We start from the raw sequence: 19,187 nt of genomic DNA, 5'->3' as shown, positions 1-19,187 counted from the left end.
CTCCCCATGGAATGGGGAGGAAAAGGAGTCCAGCAGCTTCAGCGTCTATGGTGCAGGCGCCGCCACAGGCGGTGGGCCAGAATGGGGGCGAAGCCGCAGACGAGGGCGGCGATCAGGACCATCCAGAACCCGCCCCCCAGCCAGTATTCGCCCGCGAGCGCCCCGGCCCCGGCCGCCAGAAGCGGGCCGAGCCAGGGCAGCCAGTGCGGCGGCCGGAAGCGCATTCAGGCGTCGACCTTGATGACGCCGCGACGGATCTGGTCCAGCTCGATCGAATCGAACAGGGCCTGGAAGTTGCCGTTGCCGAAGCCTTCATTGCCCTTGCGCTGGATGATCTCGAAGAAGATCGGCCCGAAGGTGTCCTGGGTGAAGATCTGCAACAGCAGGCCTTCCTCGTCCGAACCGTCGATCAGGATGCGGTTCTTGCGCATCCGCTCCACGTCCTCGCCGTGACCCGGCAGGCGTTTGTCGATCAGCTCGAAATAGGTCTCGATGGTGTCCTGGAAATCGACGCCGCGCGCGCGCATGGCCTCGACCGTCTCGAAGATGTTCGCCGTCGTCAGGGCGATGTGCTGGATGCCCTCGCCGTTGTAGCGACGGATGAATTCCTCGATCTGGGAATTCTCGTCCTGGCTCTCGTTCAGCGGGATGCGGATGGCGCGGTCGGGCGCGATCATGGCCTGGGAGAACAGGCCGGTCGCCTTGCCCTTGATGTCGAAATACTTCTGCTCCTCGAAGTTGAACACCGAGTTGTAGAAGCCCGACCAGGTGCGCATCTCGCCGCGACGCACGTTGTGGGTCAGGTGGTCCAGGATCTCCAGGCCCACCGAGTTCTTGCGCTCGGCCTCTTCCCAGCCCTCGATCTCGTCCCAGGCGTCATAGAGGGAGCCGGCCTCGCCATATTGGTCGATGACGTAGAGCAGGCTGCCGCCGATGCCCTGCAGCACATAGGGGTAATCGTTGGCCAGCGCCCCGCCGTGCACGCCCTCGGCGGCGCGGGCGCCGCGCGCCAGCGCGCCTTCATAGGCCGCCTTGGCGTTGGCGACGCGGAAGGCCATGCCGTTGGCCGACGGGCCGTGGTCCTTGGCGAAGTCCGCCGCCTGTCCGGCCGGGGTGCGGTGGACCAGCATGGTGATGTCGCCCTGCTTCAGGCGCACCACGTCATTGGCCGGGTTCACATGGGTGGGGGTGAAGCCCATCAGTTCCAGACGCGAAATCATCGCCTCGGGCTCGGGGCCGGTGAATTCGACGAACTCGAAGCCGTCGACGCCGAGGGGGTTTTCCTGGTCGAGTTTGGCGGCGTCCTGCATGACGCGTCTCCTCTCTCTTATGGTTTGGCGCGGCCGGCGCCGTCATGGCGCGGCCGCTGATTGGGGCGGAACCTACTGGCGCGGCGGCATGGGGCGCAAGGCGGCTGTGGGTTGAAACGGCACACGTTGCGGTGTCGCAGCCGTGCTTCGCCTCTCGCCCCCGCTGGCGCGGCCTGCTATCGGGCGGGGACGAGAGGCGGGGGCCTCGATCAGGACGCCTGAATGCTGCGCAAGCTCTACGACTGGGTCTTCTCCCTGGCCCGCCATCGTCACGCCACCCGCTCGCTGGCCGTCGTCTCCTTCGCCGAGAGCTCCTTCTTCCCGATTCCGCCGGACGTGATGCTGGCGCCGATGGTGCTGGCCAAGCCCGAGCGCGCCTATTTCTACGCAATGGTCTGCACCATCGCCTCGGTGCTGGGCGGGATTCTGGGTTACGCCATCGGCTATTTCCTTGAGCCGGTCGGCCTGCAGATGCTGGCCTGGCTGGGCAAGGCCGACACGTTCGAGGCGTCCAAGGCCCTGTTCCAGCAGCACGGCGCCTGGGTCATCCTGATCAAGGGGCTGACGCCCATCCCCTTCAAGCTGATCACCATCGCCTCGGGCATTTTCCAGTTCAATCTGGCGCTGTTCATCGCCCTGTGCGTGCTGACGCGCGGCGCCCGCTTCTTCCTGGTCGCCTTCGTGCTGAAGCGCTGGGGGCCGCCGATGCTGGCGATCGTCGAAAAGCGGCTGGCCCTGTTCACCGTCCTGTTTCTGGTGCTGCTGGTCGGCGCCTTCTTTATGGTCAAGCTTATCGGACACTGATCGACGCCGCTCCCGGCTCGGTTTATGAGAGGCGCCCGGTTGCTGCGAGGCGCACATGAGCGCGATCTACAAATTGCTGACCCGCTGGTGGACGGCCTTCGCCCTGGCCGCCGCCCTGGCCATGCTGGGAGCCGCCCATGCGTTCGAGCGGTTCGGCGGACTGCCGCCGTGCAGCCTGTGCCTGAAACAGCGCGAAGTCTATTGGGCCGCCGTCGCCATCGCCGGGGCCGCCACCTTCTGGGCCCTGTTCAGCCGGGCCAGCCGGGGCACGCCGCGCATCGCCTCCTTCCTCCTGGCCGTCGTCTTCCTGACGGGAGCGGTCACGGCGGGCTATCACGCCGGGGGCGAGCTGAAATGGTGGAGCCTGCCCGCCACCTGCATGGCCGCGCCCTCGACCTCCATCGACCTGTCGGCGCTGACGGCGCTGATCGACGGCACGGGCGGCAGCACGACCTTCGTCTCTTGCGGCGATGTGCCGTGGAGCTTCGCCGGCCTGTCGATGGCGGGCTGGAACTTTGTCATCTCCCTGGCGCTGGCTATCATCAGCCTGCTGGCGGCGAAACGTCCCAAGGACGCGCGCGCGCCCAAGAGCTAAAGAAGGGGCGTCATGACCCAATCCGCTGAAGACCTCGCCGCCGCTCGCCGCATCCCGTTGCCGCGTCCCGGCGTCGGGCAGGACAGGGCGCGGCTGGCTGAGATCCTGCGCGTCGATCATGCGGGCGAGTTCGCCGCCGTCCACATCTACCGCGCCCAGCGCGCCGTGCTGGAGGGCCGCAAGGGTAAGGACGCCATCGCCGCCGACCTGACCGAGATGGAGGGGCACGAGGCCGTCCATCTGGCCCGCTTCGAGACCCTGCTGACCGAGAACCGGGTGCGCCCGACGGCCATGATCCCGCTATGGAAGCTGGCGGCCACGGCGCTGGGCGCCGGCACCGCCCTGATTTCGGAGAAGGCTGCCCACGCCTGCACCGAGGCGGTCGAGAGCGTCATCGAGAAACACTACGCCGACCAGATCGAGGAGATCCGTGAGCGCGACCCTGAACTGGCCGCCGAGCTGACCAAGTTCCGCGAAGAGGAACTGGCCCACCACGACCACGCCATCGAGCACGGCAGCCGCGAAGCGCCCGCCTATCGCCTGCTCAGCAGCGTCATCAAGGTCGGCTGCAAGGCCGCCATCAAGATCAGCGAACGCATCTAGAGCCCTTCTCCCGCAAGGGGAGAAGGGAGAAGCCTAGCCCATCGCCTGGCCGACGCCGCGACCGCCGCCGGGCACGGGGGCCACGTCCAGCAGCTTGAGACGGAACACCAGCACGGCGTTGCCGGGGATCATCGGCGGGCCGCCCATCTCGCCGTAGCCCAGCTCGGGCGGCAGGAAGAGAATCCACTCGTCGCCGGGCTTCATCAACTGCAGGGCCTCGGTCCAGCCGGGCACCACGCCCTCGGGCGAGAACACCGCCGGCGCGCCGCGCTTGAACGAGCTGTCGAACACCGTGCCGTCGGTCAGCGTGCCCTCGTAGTCGACGCGGACGAGGTCGTTGCGGTCGGGGCTGACGCCGCCGGCCGGACCGGAGGCCACGACCTTGTACTGCAGGCCCGACGGCAGGGTCTGGACGCCCTCTTCGGAGGCGTTCTGCTTCATGAAGGCGGCGGATTCGGCGGCGTTCTTCGCCAGATCCTCGGGCGCGGCGGCCGGGCGGCCGCAGGCGGCCAGGGCCAGCAGGGCGGTTGCGGCGACGGCGACGGCGGCGGGGCGTTTAGCCCATGCGAAGTTCATAACCCTGGTCCTTCAAGGCGGCGCCGATTTCCTCGGCATGACGGGCGTCGCGGGTCTCGACCATGATGTCGAACTCGGCGCCCTTGGCGGGCACGTCCAGCGCCAGCCGGTTGTGCACGACGTCGATGATGTTGCCGCCCAGCCCGCCGATGACGGCGGCCATGGCCGACAGCATGCCCGGGCGATCGTCGCCCAGGATGCGATAGACGATCAGGCGCTTCTCGCGGACCATTTCGCGGTTCAGCACCACGGCCAGCATGCGCGCGTCGATGTTGCCGCCGGTGAGTTCGATGCCGATCTTCATGCCCTTGAAGCGTTCCGGGTTGGCCAGGATGGCGGCCAGGCCGCCGGCCCCGGCGCCCTCGGCCACCGTCTTCTCCAGCGTCGCCAGCAGGGCCACGCCCTTTTCGAAATCCGCCTCCTCGCAGACGAAAACCTCGTCGATTAGGCTGTCGGCCAGGGCGAAGGGGATCTCGCCCACGGCCTTGATGGCGATGCCCTCGGCGATGGTCTGGCCGCTGCATTTGGCGGGCTCGCCGCGACGCCGCGCGGTAAAGGACGGATAGCGCGCCGCCTCGACGCCGAAGATCTTGATGTCCGGCTTGATCGCCTTGGCCGCGATGGCGCTGCCCGCGATCAGGCCGCCGCCGCCGATGGGGATGATCAGGGCGTCCAGATCGGGCGCGTCCTCGACGAACTCCAGCCCGCAGACCCCCTGCCCCGCCACAATGCCTTCATCGTCGAAGGCCGAGACAAAGACGTAGCCGTGCTCCGCCTGGAGCCGCTTGGCCTCCTCGGTCGAGGCCGAGAAGTCCAGGCCGTGGATGACCACATTGGCGCCGTGGGCGCGGGTGCCGTCCACCTTCACGAAGGGGGTGCCCTCGGGCATGACGATGGTCACCGGCACGCCGAGGCGGCCGCCGTGATAGGCCAGCGCCTGGGCGTGGTTGCCGGCCGAGGCGGCGACGACGCCGCGCTTCTTCTCGTCCGGGGTCAGTTGCAGGAGGCGGTTCAGCGCCCCGCGCTCCTTGAAGCTGCCGGTGAAATGCAGATTGTCGTACTTGATCCAGATCTCGGCGCCGGTCAGTTGCGACAGGCGACGGGAATGGCGGACGGGTGTGCGGTCGACCTGGCCGGAGATACGCTGCTGCGCCGCCCGGATATCGTCGATGGTGACGGTCATGAAGTCCCTAAAACACTGTGGCCGGCCTCTGTCGTCCGGTCTGCTGCGCCTCTTGTGGAACAGGCTGCGGCGGCGGGCAACCTTGACTCACCCCTGCGACGGGGCTCATGCCGGAAGACGCCTGATCGAGCAAAGCCGGAGCCGACACACGATGACCGACCGCCCCTCGAACGCGCGCCGCTCGCGCCGCATCGCCCTCGCCGCCGTCGCCCTCGCCGGCCTGACGCTGGCCGCCTGCGCCACCACGCCGATGGGCGGCGGGACCAGCGGCCCGGCCGTGTTCACGGCCGACGACTTCGCCTGGTCCGCCCGCGCCGGCCAAGGCTCGATCAACGGCCGCGTCGAATTCACTCAGGACGGCCGCGCCTTCCAGTGCGTCGGCAATGTCGGCCTGATCCCCGACACCCCCTACACCCGCGCCCGAATGCAGCGCCTGTACGGATCGACCGATCGCGCCGCCGTGCCGGCCGCCGTGGTGCGCGCCCGCTCGGCCGGTGAACAGGGCGCCGACTATCGCTCGTTCGAGCGGGCCGAAGCCTGCACCGACAACGGCTTCCGCTTCACCGGCCTGCCCGACGGCGGCTGGTTCCTGATCTCGCCGGTCAAGGCGGGAGACGAGATCGTGGTGGTGATGCGACGGGTTCAGACCCGCGGCGGACGCGCGATCAACGTCAACCTTGGCCATTGACAACGCAGGCGAATTACAAAATCCGATCGGCGTTCGCCATCCTTTGGCCTTATCGGGCCGCTCTCTGACTCGTCCGCTATAGGACAGTCGGGAGCGTATTCTTGTCCCAGCATAACATCGTGGGCTCCGAAGCCTTCAGCAGTCGGCAGTATGTGCTGATCACGCACGTCAGGCCGAGCGGCTCGCGCCGCCGGCGCGCGCGCGCCATGACCGCCTATGTGGTGGTCGCGGTCCTGGCCCTGTCGGCGGGCGCCGCTGCGGCCGCTTTCGCCCTGGGCCCCTTCCTGGTGGGGACGCCGGCGGAGTCGGCCACGCCCACGGCCGACGCGCCTTCGCCCAGCCTGCCGACGCCGCCCGCCCCCTGATCCGAGCCCTCGCGCGGCGGCCCCCGTGCGTCAGCATGTCCGATCAATGCGCTTGCAAGTGCGAGTGATTATTACTATCCCCCATTTCTCTTGATTGAGGATGGGATGACAGGCTTGACGACCGGCGCCGCGAGATCATGGGCCCTGCTGACTGTCCTCAGCGGCCGCGAAGGCGCAGGCCCAGGCCTGGGCGGGGACTTCTGAGAATGGGGCCGATGGGCGATTTCAAGCCGGGCCGTCGCGCCCTTCTGCTGGGCGCGGCCGCCCTGATGGCCGCCGGCGTCGGGGCTTGCGCGCGGCGTGAAGAAGCCGCGCCGTCGTCGCTGCTGACGGACCTGCGCGACCGACCCGTGGCGGTCACCCCGCCGGTGACCAAGCTGTCGATCGACGACAGCCGTTTCCTGATCGCCCTGTCGCTGATCCACCCCGATCCGGTCAGCCTGCTGGCCGCCTGGGCCGGCGACGTGAACCGCCTCAGCCCCGAAATCTACGCCGCCTATCTGGAGAAGTCTCCGGCGCTGGCCAGCCTGCCCAAGACGCCCAGTTCGGCCGCCGCCTTCAACGTCGAGGCGGTGCTGGGCGCCCAGCCGCAGGTCGCCCTGGTGTCGCTGGATTCCGGCCCGACCGACGCCCAGACGGCCCAACTGGAGCAGGCGGGCGTGCGCGTCGCCTATATCGACTTCTTCCAGCACCCGTTCGAGAACCAGCCGCGCAGCCTGAGCCTGCTGGGGTCCATGATCGGCCGCGAGGACCAGGCGGAAGCCTACAACGCCTTCCGTGCGGCGAAGCTGAAAGTCATTTCCGAGCGCGTCGCCGGGCTTACGGACGCGCAGAAGCCGACCGTCTTCCTGGAGGCCCACGCGGGCAACGGGCCGGACTGCTGCAACTCGGTCGGGGCCGGGAACATCGGCGACTACCTGACCTTCGTCGGCGCCCGCAACATCGGCGCCGAGGTGCTGAAACAGCCGTCCGGCAAGCTGAACCTGGAGTTCGTGGTCGAACGCGATCCCGACATCTACATCGCCACCGGCGGGCCGCACCTGGAGAAGACCGGCGGCTTCGTCGTCGGCCCGAAATACGACGCCGAGACCTCGCGCGCCTCGCTGCGCCGCGTGGCCGGGCGGCGCGGTCTGTCGACCCTGAAGGCGGTGCGCGAGGGCAAGGTGCACGGCCTGTCGCATCAGCTGATCAACTCGCCCATCGACATCGTCGCCACCGAGGTGCTGGCCAAGTGGATCCAGCCCGAACTGTTCGCCGATCTGGACCCGCGCGCGACGCTGGACGCGATCAACAAAGACTTCCTGGCCGTCCCCTATCGCGGGGACTACTGGACCGACCTGGTCCCGGCCGCCTGATGATTTCACCTCCCGAATTCACCCACGGAGAAGCTGCATGACCCCCTTGCGCCACGGCCTGATGACCGTCGCCGCCTTCGCCGCCCTGGCGATCGCTTCGACCGCCTCCGCCCAGACGATCGAGAAGACCGTCAAGGTCGAGCACGGCGGCCTCTACGAGATCGTCTTCAACCCGGCCGACAACGACCTCTATGTCGCCGCCGTCGGCCCGCGCGGCGCCAACCAGGCGAAGATCATCCGCCTGCAAGGCCAGACGCTGGAGCCGGAGTCCTCGGTCGACGTCTCGGCCAACCCGCTTTACGGCCTGAACCTGAATACGCGCACCCAGGTCCTGTACGGCACCGACACCCGCGCGGGCGCGGTCACGGCCATCAACGCCCGCACCGGCGAGGTGATCGGCTCGGTCCGCAACGGCGAGAACGGCGGCCACGTCCGCCAGGTGGTCGTCGATGAGGCGAACAACAAGGTCTACATCACCGATGTGGGCGGCGAGGCGGGCGACCCGGCCAAGCCGAACCTGGTGTGGGTCATCGACGGGGCGACCAACACCCTGGAACGCACCATCCCGGTGCAGGTCAGCACCCTGATGGGCGCCGCCCTCGATGCATCGACGAACCGCCTCTATGTCACCGGCATGGGCAGCAATGAGGTCGCCGCCATCGACCTGGCCACCGGCGAGACCGTCGGCAAATGGCCGTCGGGCGCCGACGCCGCCATCAATATCGCCGTGGATGCCGAGGGCCGCCGCCTGTTCGTGGCGCACCAGAAGTCGGGCGAGCTGACGGTGCTGAACGCCGACACGGGCGCCCTGATCCAGAAGATCGCCACCGGCGCCGGCGCCCTGAGCGTCGCCTATAACGGCGCGGTCAAGCAGATCTACGTCGCCAACCGCCAGGCGGGCACGGTGACGGTGATCGATTCCGACACCTATGCGGTGAAGGCCAACCTGGAGACGGGCACCTTCCCCCAGACCATCGCCATCGATCGCGCCACCAACGCCGTCTACGTCACGAACAAGGCGCGCGGCCTGCCGCGCGGCGCCCCGGCCGGCACGCCGGTCCCGGTCGACCCGAACGGCGACGTGGTGACGCTGATCCGTCCCTGATCCCGATCAGAACCGCATAAGGAAAGGCCCGGCCGCAGATGCAGCCGGGCCTTTTTCTTGGGCGGATGGCGCGGGCTGGCGGTCAGCCCGCCAGCACGTCGTCGATCATGACCTGCAGGACCCCGCGATCGCAGCGCTGGACGCGGGCGGAAACGCGATAGACCTCGGCCAAAATCTGCGGCGTTACGGCCTCGTCCGGCGTTCCGAAGGCGACCAGCCGCCCCTTGGCCATGACGGCGATCCGGTCGGACACGCGCGCCGCCGCCTGCAGGTCGTGCAGAACGATCATCACCGTCATGCCCCGCTCGGCCGCCGCCGCGCGCGCCAGGTCCAGCACGCGCAGCTGATAGTGCAGGTCCAGCGCGCTGGTCGGTTCGTCCAGCAGCAGCAGGCGCGGCTCGCGCGCCAGGGCCTGGGCCAGGCCCGCCAGTTGCTTCTGGCCGCCAGACAGCCGGTCCAGGCGCTGCCCTGCCAAGGCCTCGGCGCCGATGCGCTCCAGCACCTCATAGGCGCGCTCGACCGCCTGCTGGTCGGTGAAGCTGGCGCCGCCCAGTGGCGTGGCGCGGATCGAGGCGACCACCGTCTCCAGCACCGTCAGGGCCACGCCCTGCGGCAGAGTCTGGGGCATGTAGGTGACGCGCTTGGCCCGGTCGGCCAGCGACAGCCCGGTCAGCTCCGTCTCGTCCAGCCGGATCACGCCCTTGGCCGGGATCAGACCGGCGAGCGCGCGCAGGAAGGTGCTCTTGCCCGCGCCATTGGGGCCAACGACCGACACCACTTCGCCGGGGCTGAGCGACGGCAGGCTGAGACCCTCGACGATGGGGCGGCCGCCATAGCCGGCGCTGAGGTTGTGGATGTCCAGCCCGCTCATGCGCGTCCTCCATTGCGGAAGATCAGCACCAGGAACACCGGCACCCCGATCACGGCGGTGACGATGCCGACCGGCATCAGCACCCCCGGCACGATGATCTTGGACGCCGCCGAGGCCAGCGACATGATGGCGGCGCCCGACAGCAGACTGGCGGGCAGGAAGAAGCGGTGATCCTCGCCCACCAGCAGGCGGGCGATGTGCGGTCCGACCAGGCCGATGAAGCCGATGGCGCCGACAAAGGCCACGGCGGTCGCGGACAACAGGCTGACGCGCAGCAGCGACAGGAAGCGCAGGCGCTTTACGTCCACGCCGAAGCTCATGGCCCGGTCCTCGCCGAGGCGCAGCGCTGTCAGGCCGCGCGAGGACAGCAGGGAAAAGGGCGCGACCACCGCCAGCACCAGGCCCAGCGCCCCGACATTGGCCCAGGTGGCGCGCGACAGCGAACCCATGGTCCAGAACACCAGTTGCTGCAGCGCCTCAGCCGAGGACAGGAACTGCACCAGCGCCGTCAGGGCGTTGAACGCGAAGACCAGGGCGATGCCGAACAGGACGATGTTCTCGATCCCCGACCCCTTCATCCGCGCCAGAGCCTGAAGGGCCAGCACCGAACCGAAGGCGAAGACGAAGGCGTTCAGCGGCACCAGCCAGTCGGCGCCTATGAAGCTGGCGCCTACGCCCAGCACGATGGCCAGGGAGGCGCCGAACGAGGCGGCCGAGGACACGCCCAGCGTAAAGGGGCTGGCCAGCGGATTGTTCAGCACGGTCTGCATCTCGGCCCCGGCCAGGGCCAGGGCGGCGCCGACCATCATCGCCATCAGGGCGTAGGGCAGGCGCACCTGCCAGACGATGGCCCGCTGCGCCGTCGAAAGGCTGGATGGGTCGAACACCCCCTGAAGCACCGTCATGGGAGACATCGAGGAGGGGCCCGTCACCACGTCCAGCAGCAGGCTGCACAGGGCCAGAACCGCCAGCCCGCCGATGGCGAGGAACCGCAGCCGCACGTCGCGCCCGTAGGCCGCGATCGCATCGGGCGTCGCGCTGGACGCGGTAGGTTCTAGACTCGCCAACAGCACACTCCATTCAGCGACTGCGTCGCAATACATCTCGGGGCCGAGATGGGCTAGGGTGAAGCCATGGATTCCGCCCCTTGCGTCTTTTCGCCCTCCGCCCCGCCTCTGTCCGGCGGGTGCCGCGTCTTGAGCCTGGCCGCCGATGGCGACGCCCCGGGCCTGACCCTGTGGCTGAGCGCGCCCGAGGGCGAGCCGCCCGCTGAGGGCTGGCCCCTGCTGATCGTGCTGGAGGGCGAGGCCTATTTCACCGCCGCCGCCGAGTGCGCGCGCCGCCTGGCCCGCCGCCCGCAAAAGACGCGCGTGGGGCCGATGATGGTGATGGGCGTGGCCCTGGCGCCCAGCGCCGAGCGTGTGGGCGCCTTCGCCTTCACGCCTGGCCCCGACACGGGCGACGGCGCGCCGGCCCCGCGCGGCCCCGGCCTGCTGCGCCGACTGGTCGATGATGTCCTGCCGCTGGCGGTCCGGCAGGGCGCCGCCCCGGCGCGCGTCGCCCTGATGGGACACTCGATGTCCGGCCAGTTCGTGCTGGAGGCGCGCGCCCGCTCGGCGCCCTTCGCCCGCTTCGCCGCCGTCAGCCCATCGATCTGGTGGAACCCCGCCGTCATCGAGGCCCAGCCGTCGCAGGCCCACAGCGAACTGTTCCTGGCCGTCGGCGCCGAGGAGGAAGCGCCCGGCCTGCCCGGCCCGCATCTGGCGCGGCGGATGGTCTCCAACCTGCGAGATCTGGCGGGGGCCACCGGCGCGCCCCTGTCCGTCCTAACCGACGAGGACCACGGCTCGACGCCGTTCGCCAGCCTGCCCGCTATCCTGCGGTTCGTCGCGCGTTCGCAAGCTTAGCCGCACGGAACTTGCGCCCCGAAGCCCAAGGGCGCATGAAATCCGCCCTCCCCCTGGCCTGATCGAGAAATCACCGTGTCCGACGAAAAGCCCATCGCCACCCTGCCCGAAGGCCAGCCGGTCGGCCGCGTCATCGCCATGCCCGCCGACACCAACCCCGAGGGCGACATCTTCGGCGGCTGGCTGCTGGCGCAGATGGACCTGGCCGGGGCGACCCCGGCGTTCGAGCGTGCGGGCGGCCGCTGCGCCACCGTGGCGCTGGACGGCATGGTGTTCCACCAGCCGGTTTCGGTCGGCGACGAGGTGTCCATCTACGCCAAGACCATCCGCGTCGGACGCACCTCGATCCGCGTGCACGTCGAGGCCTGGAAACGGGCGCGCGGCCAGGCCGAGGCCCAGTCGGTCCGCGTGACCGAGGGCGTCTTCACCTATGTGGCCATCGACCAGGACCGCAAGCCGCGCGAAGTGCCGCTCGACACCCTCCAGAAATAACGCCAGTCTCCCGACCTTCACTCAAGGGAGGGCGCGAAGATGTGGGTTCTGGCCGGGATCGGAGCCGTACTGGCGGGCTTGTTTCTCATGCTGCGTGAACTGTTGCCTGCCTTCGAGGCTGGGCGTTCTGGCGTCATCCGCAGCAAAGGCGCCGCGGCAACCCGCATTGATCGCGTCGCCGAACCGGAGCGTTTTGAAGCGATGCGGCGCAGCCGTTTCCGAGCCGCGCGGTTCGGTATCGGCCTCGCCGCGGCTGGCATGCTCTGGACCATCCTGCAGATCGTGGGGATCGCCCTGAACCAGGCCGGATGAAACCCGAGTCCGGGAGTCGGAAATTCTTGACGTTCGGGGGCGGCGCCCCTACCTCCCCCGCATGGCCATTCGTCGTATCCTGACTATCGATAACTCCGCCGATCTGGCGATCCTGAAGACCGTCGCCGCGCCCGTCGAGGGCGGCGTCACCGACGCCGTGCGCGCCCTGATGGATGACATGCTGGAGACGATGTACGACGCGCCGGGCATCGGCCTGGCCGCGCCGCAGATCGGCGAGCTGACCCGCGTGGTCGTCATGGACCTGGGCGACAAGCCGGTCGAGGGCGCCTCGGACGAACCCGAAACCGAGGAAGAGGCGCTGGAGCGCCGCAACCCGCGCTTCTTCGTCAATCCCGAGATCCTGTGGTCCTCGGAGGAGATGTTCTCCTACGAAGAGGGTTGCCTGTCGGTGCCGACCTATTTCGACGCCGTCGAGCGCCCGGCCCGCGTGCGCGTCCGCTATCTGAACTATCAGGGCGAGACGATCGAGGAAGAGATCGAGGGCCTGTACGCCGTCTGCTTCCAGCACGAACTGGACCATTTGAACGGCGTGCTGTTCATTGACCACCTGTCGCGTCTGCGTCGTGATCGCGCAGTCGCCAAGGTCAAGAAACAAGCGAGGTTGGCCGCCTGATGTCCCGCAAGACCCGCATCATGGATCCCAGAATCGTCGATAGGGGGGGGCGTCGCCGCCTGACCCGCAACGAGAAGGTCGGCGTCGCCAGCCTGGCGACCCTGGTGGCCGTCGCCGCCGTCGGCGTGGTGGCGGGTCTGATCGTCGACCGCCTGCTCGACTTCGACGACGCCCTGGACGCGGGCGGCGAGTGGGACGAGGGCGGCGGCGTCTATACCCGCTGGATGTAATCGGCCTCACGGTCTAAAGGCCTGCCCATGCGCCTAGCCTTCATGGGAACCCCCGACTTCGCCGTGCCGTCGCTGGCAGAGCTGATCGCCTCGGGGCACGAGATCGTCGCCGTCTATTCGCAACCGCCGCGCCCCAAGGGCCGGGGCCAGAAGCTGACGCCGTCGCCGGTTCACGCCTTCGCCGAGGCCATGGGCCTGCCGGTCTTCACGCCCGAGAGCATGAAGGCGGCCGAAGCCATCGACACCTTCAAGAGCCTGGACCTCGACGCCGCCTGCGTCGTCGCCTACGGCCAGATCCTCAAGCCCGAGGTGCTGGAGGCGCCGCGTCTGGGCTGCTTCAACCTGCACGGGTCGCTGCTGCCGCGCTGGCGCGGGGCCGCCCCAATCCAGCGCGCCATCATGGCCGGCGACCGCCAGACCGGCGCCCAGATCATGCGGATGAGCGAAGGACTGGACGAAGGCGCCATCATCCTGTCGGAACTGATGGACATCCACGCCGACGACACGGCCGCCAGCCTCAGCGACCGCATGGCCCATGTCGGCGCCGCCCTTTGGCCCCGCGCCCTGGCCGCCATCGAGCGCGGCGGCTTTACCGAGACGCAGCAGACGGGCGAGCCGACCTATGCCCGCAAGATCACCACGGCCGAGGCCCGCATCGACTGGACCCGCCCCGCCGCCGAGGGGGACGCCCACATCCGCGGCCTGTCGCCCTTCCCCGGCGCCTGGTTCGAAGTTCAGGCCGACGGCGAGCCGGTCCGCATCAAGGCGCTGATGTCAGTTCTGGCTGAAGGCGAAGGCCCGGCCGGTCAGGTGCTGGATGATGCCCTGACCATCGCCTGCGGAAGCGGCGCCGTACGCCTGACCCGCGTGCAGCGCCCCGGCAAGGCGGCGCAGGCCGCCGAGGAGATGCTGCGCGGCTACCCCATCCCCGCCGGAACCGTTCTGGCCGGGCCGCGTCGGGTCGAGAAGGCGGAGCCTTCTGATCGCGGCCCCCTAGGATAATGCCCCGCTACCGTTTTACCGTCGAATACGACGGCTCGGCTTACAACGGCTTTCAGGCCCAGACCGACCAGCCGACGGTGCAGGGCGCCATCGAGACGGCGATCACGGCCTTCAGCGGCCAGAGCGTGCGCATCGCCGCCGCCGGGCGCACCGACACGGGCGTCCACGCGACGGGCCAGACCTGCCATGTCGATCTGGACAAGGAGTGGCCGGCGCAGACGGTGATGAACGCCCTGAACGCCCATCTGGTGAAGGAGGCGGTCGCGGTGCTGGACTGCACGCCGGTCAGCGACGACTGGCACGCCCGCTTCACCGCGACCGGGCGCAAATACCTGTATCGCATTCTGAACCGGCCCGGTCGCCCGGCGCTGGACCGGGGCCGGGTCTGGCACGTCAGGAAGCCGCTGGACGCCGAGGCCATGCACGCGGCTGCCCAACACCTGATCGGCCAGCACGATTTCACCACCTTCCGCGACGCGGCCTGTCAGGCGGCCAGCCCGGTCAAGACGCTGGACGTGGCCCGCGTCGCCCGCGTTGGCGAGGAAGTGCATCTGGTCTTCGAGGCGCGCAGCTTCCTGCATCGCCAGGTGCGCTCGATGGCGGGCAGCATCGCCGAAGTGGGCCTGGGCCGCTGGAGCCCCAGCGATCTGGCTGAGGCGCTGGCGGCGAAAGACCGCGCGCGATGCGGCCCGGTGGCGCCGTCAGATGGGCTGTATCTGACGGGCGTCACCTATGAGGCGGAAGCCTGACGCCTCGCCTCAGCGCTTGAACAGACCGCCCAGGGCGCCGCCGAGGCCGCCCGGCAGGTTGTTCAGAAGGCCGCCCAGCATGTCGTCAGCGCCGGCGGCCGTGCCGTTCGGCGTCAGTCGGTCGATGACCTGCGGCAGCAGGGCCGCCAGCGTCGCGCTGGCCTGTTCCGGCGACACGCCCAGCTTTCTGGCGAAGTCGGCGATAGGGCCGGAACCGAGCACGGCGGCGATCTGCTCGGCGCTGATCGCAGCGTTGCCGCCCTTGCCGACCCATGAGGCCGCGACATCGCCCAGACCGTTCTGGCCGAACTTTTCCGTCAGGCCCGCCACGCCGCCCTGGCTTTTCAGCAGATCGGCCACGCCCCCGGCCGCGCCGTCGCCCAGACTGCCCAGAATATTGTCCAGAAGTCCCATGCTCATTCCTCCGATTGAGACGTCACGTTAGTCGGTTTTTCTGACCCGTTCGCCGCCGGAAGGTAAAACATGGCGCCGGGCGCCCGCGGGCGCCTCAGCTCTTGGCGCGCTCCGAGCCCGAGGTCACGGCCTGACCGGCGGCGGACAGGTCGCGGCCGATGCCCGACACCGTATTGCAGGCGGCGGTGGCCAGGGCGGCGGCGACGACGCCCAGAACGATGAGCTTGCGCATGATGAAATCCCCGTAGATCGATAGAGCGCTTCAACGTGAAGCTTGGCCGTAAGGTTGCATGGCCAACATATCCTCCGATCTGCTAACGGCCAAAGCATGACGCAAGCTCCTGACACCGCCGCCCGCCGTCTGGTCGACACCTTGGTGATGAACGGGGTCGACAAGGTCTTCTGCGTGCCGGGCGAGAGCTATCTGGCCGTGCTCGACGCCCTGGCCGACGTGCGTGACAAGATCGAGGTCATCGTCTGCCGCCACGAGGCGGGCGCCGCCAACATGGCCGAGGCCTATGGCAAGCTGACGGGCCGGCCCGGCGTCTGCATGGTCACGCGCGGGCCGGGCGCGACCCACGCCAGCATCGGCGTGCATACGGCGCATCAGGATTCGACGCCGATGATCCTGTTCGTCGGCCAGATCGCCCTGACCGACCGAGGCCGCGGCGCCTTTCAGGAGATCGATTACCGCGAGGTCTTCGGCGGCCTGGCCAAATGGGCCACCGAGATCGAGAGCCCGCAGCGCACCGTCGAGGTGGTCGAGCGCGCCTTCGCCACGGCGCAGCAGGGCCGCATGGGTCCGGTCGTCGTCGCCCTGCCCGAGGACATCCTGCACGAGAACGGCGGCCCGGCGCCGATCCGCCCCGTCGTCCCGGCAAAAGCCGCGCTGGACCCGGCCTTCGTCGAACAGGTGCGCGAACGCCTAAGCAGGGCCGAACGTCCCATGCTGATTCTGGGCGGCTCGGGCTGGAGCGATGAAGCGACCGACGCGATTTCCGGCTGGGCCGAGCGCCTGGGCCTGCCGGTCGCCCTGTCCTTCCGCCGCAAGGATCTGATCCGCAACGACCATCCCGGCTATGCGGGCGACCTGGGCCTTGGCCCGAACCCCAAGCTGGTGGCGCGGGTCAAGGACGCCGACCTGCTGCTGGTGATCGGCGCGCGCATGGGCGAGAATCCGACGCAGGGCTACACCCTGCTGGACCGGACGCAGACGGCGCAGACCCTGATCCACATCCATCCGGGGCCGGAGGAGCTGGGCCGCGTCTGGGCGCCCGCCCTGTCGGCGGCGGCGGACAACTCGCTGGCGGCGCTGGCCCTGTCGGCCATCGAACCGGGCCGCGCCTGGACCGAACAGGGCGCGGCGGCCCATGCCGACTTCCTGACCTTCTCCTCGCCCATCGAGGTGAACAGCGCAGTCAACATGAGCGAAGTCATCGCCCATCTGGCGCAGGCCCTGCCCGAGGACGCCATCGTCACCAACGGGGCGGGCAATTTCGCCGCCTGGCTGCATCGTTTCCACCGCCATCAGGCCCGCCGCACCCAGTTGGCCCCGACTTCAGGCGCCATGGGCTATGGCTATCCGGCGGCGCTGGGGGCCAAGGCGACCCAGCCGGAGCGCGAGGTCGTCTGCATCGCCGGCGACGGCGACTTCATGATGAGCGCCAATGAGATGGCCACCGCCGCCCAGTACGGCCTCGGCGTCGTCGTGGTGGTCGTGGACAACGGAACCTTCGGCACCATCCGCATGCACCAGGAGCGGGAATACCCGGCCCGCGTCATCGCCACCGAACTGAAGAACCCCGACTTCGTGAAGTTCGCCGAGGCCTTCGGCGCCTTCGCCGTGCGCTGCGAGACGACCGGCGACTTCCCGGCGGCCCTGGCGGCGGCGCGCGAGGCGGCGGCAGGCGGACGTCCGGCGCTGGTCCATCTGATCACCGACGCCGAGCAGATCGCGCCGGGGCGGACGATCACGCAACTTCGCGGCGCCTGAACCCGCTCCCGGCGGGAGAGGGCTAGCCCTTAGCGGCTTGCGTCCCGCCACGCTTCGCGAAAGAGTGCGCCCCTTATTGTACCGAGGGGGGTCTTTCTCATGCGTCGTCTTCTGATTTCATCCGCCGCCGTGCTGGCGCTCTGCGCCGCCGCGCCCGCCGCCATGGCTCAAGCGGCGCCCGCCGCTGCCGCCGCTCAGGCCGCGAGCGAGGACGCGCGGCTCAACGCCTTCTTCGAGCAGGCCTTCGAGGCGCGCGTGGCGCTGAGCCCCCAGCGCATGACCTCGCTCGGCCGCAAGACCGACTATGACAAGCTGGACGACGTCTCCGACGCCGCCGCCGAACGCTCGCTGGCGCTTCAGGAAGCCCAGTTGGCGCAGATGAAGGCCCAGTTCGATCCGGCCAAGCTGAGCGAGCAGAGCCGCCTGTCCTGGCGCCTGTTCGAGCACGGCGTGCAACAGGCGCGCCTGTCGAACCAGTGGCGCGACTGGGGTTTCCAGTTCGCCGCTAACGGCAACCCGACCACCAGCCTGCCGGTCTTCCTGATCAACAATCACCGCATTTCAGACGTGTCGGACGCCGAGGCCTATGTCGCCCGCCTGAACGCCGCCGAACGCTACATGGGCCAGGTCGCCGACACCCTGAGCGCGCGGGCCGGCAAGGGCGTGGTCTCGCCGCGCTTCGTGTTCGAACCCTCGATCGACAACACCCGCGCGGTGATCGCCGGGGCCCCGTTCGACGGCGGCGCCGACAACCCGGTCTGGGCGGACTTCCAGAAGAAGATCGCCGCCCTCGACGCCGATCAGGCCACCAAGGACCGTCTGCTGGCCTCGGCCCGCGAAGCCCTGACCGGCCCCTACAAGCGCGGCTTCGACACGGTGCTGACGGCGCTGGGCCAGGTGCAGACCCAGGCCGACAGTGACGCGGGCGTGTGGCGCCTGCCGCAGGGCGAGGCCTATTACAACGCGCGCCTGCAGCTCTCGACCACCACAGACCTGACCGCCGACCAGATCCACCAGATCGGCCTGGACGAGGTCGCCCGCATTCAGCGCGACATGGAGACGATCAAGACCCAGGTCGGCTTCACCGGCTCGCTGCAGGACTTCTTCGCCTTCTTGAAGACCGATCCGCAGTTCCAGTATCCGAACACGCCGGAAGGCAAGGAAGCCTATCTGACCGACGCCCGCGCCTTCGTGGCGCAGGTGATGGCCGTGGCGCCGCAGTGGTTCTCCAACCTGCCCAAGGCCCCGCTGGAGGTCCGCGCGGTCGAGCCGTTCCGTGAGGCGACCGCCTCCATCGCCTTCTACAACTCTCCCGCGCCGGACGGTTCGCGCCCCGGCATCTACTACGTCAACCTGTCGGACATGACCCAGGTGCTGAAGCCCCAGATCGAGGGCATCAGCTATCACGAGGGCGCGCCGGGGCACCACTTCCAGATCGCCTATGCACAAGAGATGGAGCACCTGCCCAGCTTCCGCCGCTTCGGCGGCTATGGCGCCTATTCCGAAGGCTGGGGCCTGTATTCCGAGCGTCTGGGCAAGGAGATGGGCTTCTATCAGGACCCCTACTCCGACTTCGGCCGCCTCTCGACCGAGCTGTGGCGCGCGGTGCGTCTGGTGACCGACACCGGCCTGCACGCCAAGCGCTGGAGCCGTGAACAGGCGATGGACTACTTCCGTCACAACTCCCTGCTGTCCGAGCGCGACATCCAGAAGGAGGTCGAGCGCTACATCACCAACCCGGGCCAGGCGACCAGCTACAAGATCGGCGAGCTGAAGATCGAGGAGCTGCGCGCCAAGGCCGAAGCGGCGCTGGGCGACAAGTTCGACATCAAGGACTTCCACACCGTCGTCCTGGGCTCGGGCGCCGTGCCGCTGGACGTGCTGGGCGACCTGGTCGACGCCTGGATCGCCAAGGGCGGCGGCAAGCCGGCCTAAGTCTTCCTTCTCCCCTGCGGGGGAGAAGGTGGGCGCCGGAGGCGCTCGGATGAGGGGGAGGTTT

General features: G+C 69.0%; 24 protein-coding genes. 16 read left to right on the top strand and 8 right to left on the bottom strand.

Features of this window, described 5'->3' with window-relative positions; translation table 11 throughout:
- Positions 1 to 38 precede the first annotated feature (38 nt).
- Positions 39 to 224 carry a hypothetical protein gene (locus tag H9656_RS09530; protein ID WP_003166876.1) on the bottom strand — a complete coding sequence of 62 codons (186 nt, stop codon included), beginning with the start codon at positions 222 to 224 and terminating at the stop codon, positions 39 to 41.
- Positions 225 to 1,310 (bottom strand): 4-hydroxyphenylpyruvate dioxygenase, encoded by a 1,086-nt coding sequence (hppD, locus tag H9656_RS09525; protein WP_191744026.1) that lies wholly within the window; start codon positions 1,308 to 1,310, stop codon positions 225 to 227.
- Positions 1,311 to 1,532: 222 nt separating this feature from the next.
- Here hppD and H9656_RS09520 point away from each other — a divergent pair, with 222 nt between their 5' ends.
- From H9656_RS09520 to H9656_RS09510, 3 genes are read left to right on the top strand one after another with little or no spacing between them, the layout of a single operon-like run.
- Positions 1,533 to 2,114, top strand: a complete 582-nt coding sequence (locus H9656_RS09520) for a YqaA family protein (protein ID WP_191744025.1) — start codon at positions 1,533 to 1,535, stop codon at positions 2,112 to 2,114.
- 55 nt (positions 2,115 to 2,169) lie between these two features.
- Complete coding sequence (locus H9656_RS09515; RefSeq protein ID WP_191744024.1) at positions 2,170 to 2,709, top strand: disulfide bond formation protein B; 540 nt, start codon at positions 2,170 to 2,172, stop codon at positions 2,707 to 2,709.
- A gap of 12 nt (positions 2,710 to 2,721) precedes the next feature.
- Positions 2,722 to 3,312, top strand: coding sequence for a demethoxyubiquinone hydroxylase family protein (locus H9656_RS09510; RefSeq protein ID WP_191744023.1), 591 nt, complete (start codon positions 2,722 to 2,724; stop codon positions 3,310 to 3,312).
- A 33-nt stretch (positions 3,313 to 3,345) separates the two neighbouring features.
- Here the strand turns inward: H9656_RS09510 and H9656_RS09505 are convergent, their stop codons facing one another.
- Complete coding sequence (locus H9656_RS09505; protein WP_191744022.1) at positions 3,346 to 3,888, bottom strand: FKBP-type peptidyl-prolyl cis-trans isomerase; 543 nt, start codon at positions 3,886 to 3,888, stop codon at positions 3,346 to 3,348.
- On the bottom strand, positions 3,869 to 5,071 hold the full coding sequence (locus H9656_RS09500; RefSeq protein WP_191744021.1) for a threonine ammonia-lyase: 1,203 nt from the start codon (positions 5,069 to 5,071) through the stop codon (positions 3,869 to 3,871). The genes H9656_RS09505 and H9656_RS09500 overlap by 20 nt, the downstream gene beginning before the upstream one ends.
- Before the next feature lie 151 nt (positions 5,072 to 5,222).
- Here H9656_RS09500 and H9656_RS09495 point away from each other — a divergent pair, with 151 nt between their 5' ends.
- From H9656_RS09495 to H9656_RS09480, 4 genes are all read left to right on the top strand, one after another.
- A complete protein-coding gene (locus H9656_RS09495) occupies positions 5,223 to 5,759 on the top strand; it encodes a hypothetical protein (RefSeq protein ID WP_191744020.1) in 537 nt (178 codons plus the stop codon).
- Between the two features lie 101 nt (positions 5,760 to 5,860).
- Positions 5,861 to 6,124 carry a hypothetical protein gene (locus tag H9656_RS09490; RefSeq protein WP_191744019.1) on the top strand — a complete coding sequence of 88 codons (264 nt, stop codon included), beginning with the start codon at positions 5,861 to 5,863 and terminating at the stop codon, positions 6,122 to 6,124.
- 215 nt (positions 6,125 to 6,339) lie between these two features.
- Positions 6,340 to 7,479 carry an ABC transporter substrate-binding protein gene (locus tag H9656_RS09485; RefSeq protein ID WP_225212424.1) on the top strand — a complete coding sequence of 380 codons (1,140 nt, stop codon included), beginning with the start codon at positions 6,340 to 6,342 and terminating at the stop codon, positions 7,477 to 7,479.
- Positions 7,480 to 7,516: 37 nt separating this feature from the next.
- Positions 7,517 to 8,584 carry a YncE family protein gene (locus tag H9656_RS09480; protein WP_191744017.1) on the top strand — a complete coding sequence of 356 codons (1,068 nt, stop codon included), beginning with the start codon at positions 7,517 to 7,519 and terminating at the stop codon, positions 8,582 to 8,584.
- Between the two features lie 82 nt (positions 8,585 to 8,666).
- Here H9656_RS09480 and H9656_RS09475 read toward each other — a convergent pair whose 3' ends face one another.
- Both H9656_RS09475 and H9656_RS09470 read right to left on the bottom strand, forming a co-directional pair.
- On the bottom strand, positions 8,667 to 9,455 hold the full coding sequence (locus tag H9656_RS09475; protein ID WP_191744016.1) for an ABC transporter ATP-binding protein: 789 nt from the start codon (positions 9,453 to 9,455) through the stop codon (positions 8,667 to 8,669).
- Positions 9,452 to 10,528: a FecCD family ABC transporter permease gene (locus tag H9656_RS09470; RefSeq protein ID WP_318240626.1), complete on the bottom strand. Its 1,077-nt coding sequence runs from the start codon at positions 10,526 to 10,528 to the stop codon at positions 9,452 to 9,454. Before H9656_RS09470 ends, H9656_RS09475 begins: the two co-directional genes overlap by 4 nt.
- 60 nt (positions 10,529 to 10,588) lie before the next feature.
- Between H9656_RS09470 and H9656_RS09465 the strand changes: the two genes are divergently transcribed.
- The 7 genes from H9656_RS09465 to truA all read left to right on the top strand — a co-directional run bounded on the left by H9656_RS09465 (position 10,589) and on the right by truA (position 14,781).
- Positions 10,589 to 11,362, top strand: a complete 774-nt coding sequence (locus H9656_RS09465) for an alpha/beta hydrolase (protein ID WP_191744014.1) — start codon at positions 10,589 to 10,591, stop codon at positions 11,360 to 11,362.
- 75 nt (positions 11,363 to 11,437) lie between these two features.
- Positions 11,438 to 11,854, top strand: a complete 417-nt coding sequence (locus tag H9656_RS09460; protein ID WP_191744013.1) for an acyl-CoA thioesterase — start codon at positions 11,438 to 11,440, stop codon at positions 11,852 to 11,854.
- A gap of 39 nt (positions 11,855 to 11,893) precedes the next feature.
- Positions 11,894 to 12,166, top strand: a complete 273-nt coding sequence (locus tag H9656_RS09455) for a hypothetical protein (RefSeq protein ID WP_191744012.1) — start codon at positions 11,894 to 11,896, stop codon at positions 12,164 to 12,166.
- Between the two features lie 61 nt (positions 12,167 to 12,227).
- On the top strand, positions 12,228 to 12,800 hold the full coding sequence (gene def / locus H9656_RS09450; protein ID WP_191744011.1) for a peptide deformylase: 573 nt from the start codon (positions 12,228 to 12,230) through the stop codon (positions 12,798 to 12,800).
- Positions 12,800 to 13,030: a hypothetical protein gene (locus H9656_RS09445; protein ID WP_191744010.1), complete on the top strand. Its 231-nt coding sequence runs from the start codon at positions 12,800 to 12,802 to the stop codon at positions 13,028 to 13,030. The genes def and H9656_RS09445 overlap by 1 nt, the downstream gene beginning before the upstream one ends.
- Before the next feature lie 27 nt (positions 13,031 to 13,057).
- Positions 13,058 to 14,032, top strand: coding sequence for a methionyl-tRNA formyltransferase (gene fmt, locus H9656_RS09440; protein WP_191744009.1), 975 nt, complete (start codon positions 13,058 to 13,060; stop codon positions 14,030 to 14,032).
- Positions 14,032 to 14,781: a tRNA pseudouridine(38-40) synthase TruA gene (gene truA / locus H9656_RS09435; protein WP_191744008.1), complete on the top strand. Its 750-nt coding sequence runs from the start codon at positions 14,032 to 14,034 to the stop codon at positions 14,779 to 14,781. Before fmt ends, truA begins: the two co-directional genes overlap by 1 nt.
- A gap of 9 nt (positions 14,782 to 14,790) precedes the next feature.
- Here the strand turns inward: truA and H9656_RS09430 are convergent, their stop codons facing one another.
- Both H9656_RS09430 and H9656_RS09425 read right to left on the bottom strand, forming a co-directional pair.
- Positions 14,791 to 15,195 carry a YidB family protein gene (locus H9656_RS09430; protein ID WP_191744007.1) on the bottom strand — a complete coding sequence of 135 codons (405 nt, stop codon included), beginning with the start codon at positions 15,193 to 15,195 and terminating at the stop codon, positions 14,791 to 14,793.
- A 94-nt stretch (positions 15,196 to 15,289) separates the two neighbouring features.
- The gene (locus tag H9656_RS09425; RefSeq protein WP_191744006.1) at positions 15,290 to 15,427 is read right to left on the bottom strand and encodes an entericidin A/B family lipoprotein; all 138 of its coding nucleotides are present in this window, start codon (positions 15,425 to 15,427) and stop codon (positions 15,290 to 15,292) included.
- Between the two features lie 96 nt (positions 15,428 to 15,523).
- Here H9656_RS09425 and H9656_RS09420 point away from each other — a divergent pair, with 96 nt between their 5' ends.
- Both H9656_RS09420 and H9656_RS09415 read left to right on the top strand, forming a co-directional pair.
- Positions 15,524 to 17,188, top strand: a complete 1,665-nt coding sequence (locus H9656_RS09420) for a thiamine pyrophosphate-binding protein (RefSeq protein ID WP_191744005.1) — start codon at positions 15,524 to 15,526, stop codon at positions 17,186 to 17,188.
- Positions 17,189 to 17,287: 99 nt separating this feature from the next.
- Positions 17,288 to 19,123 carry a DUF885 domain-containing protein gene (locus tag H9656_RS09415; RefSeq protein WP_191744004.1) on the top strand — a complete coding sequence of 612 codons (1,836 nt, stop codon included), beginning with the start codon at positions 17,288 to 17,290 and terminating at the stop codon, positions 19,121 to 19,123.
- The last annotated feature ends 64 nt before the right edge of the window (positions 19,124 to 19,187 follow it).

The sequence above is a fragment of the Brevundimonas guildfordensis genome, from assembly GCF_014836405.1.
Taxonomy (GTDB): Bacteria; Pseudomonadota; Alphaproteobacteria; order Caulobacterales; family Caulobacteraceae; genus Brevundimonas; species Brevundimonas guildfordensis.
Note: the sequence above shows the minus strand (reverse complement) of the source record. Positions and strands in the feature narration are given on the sequence as shown.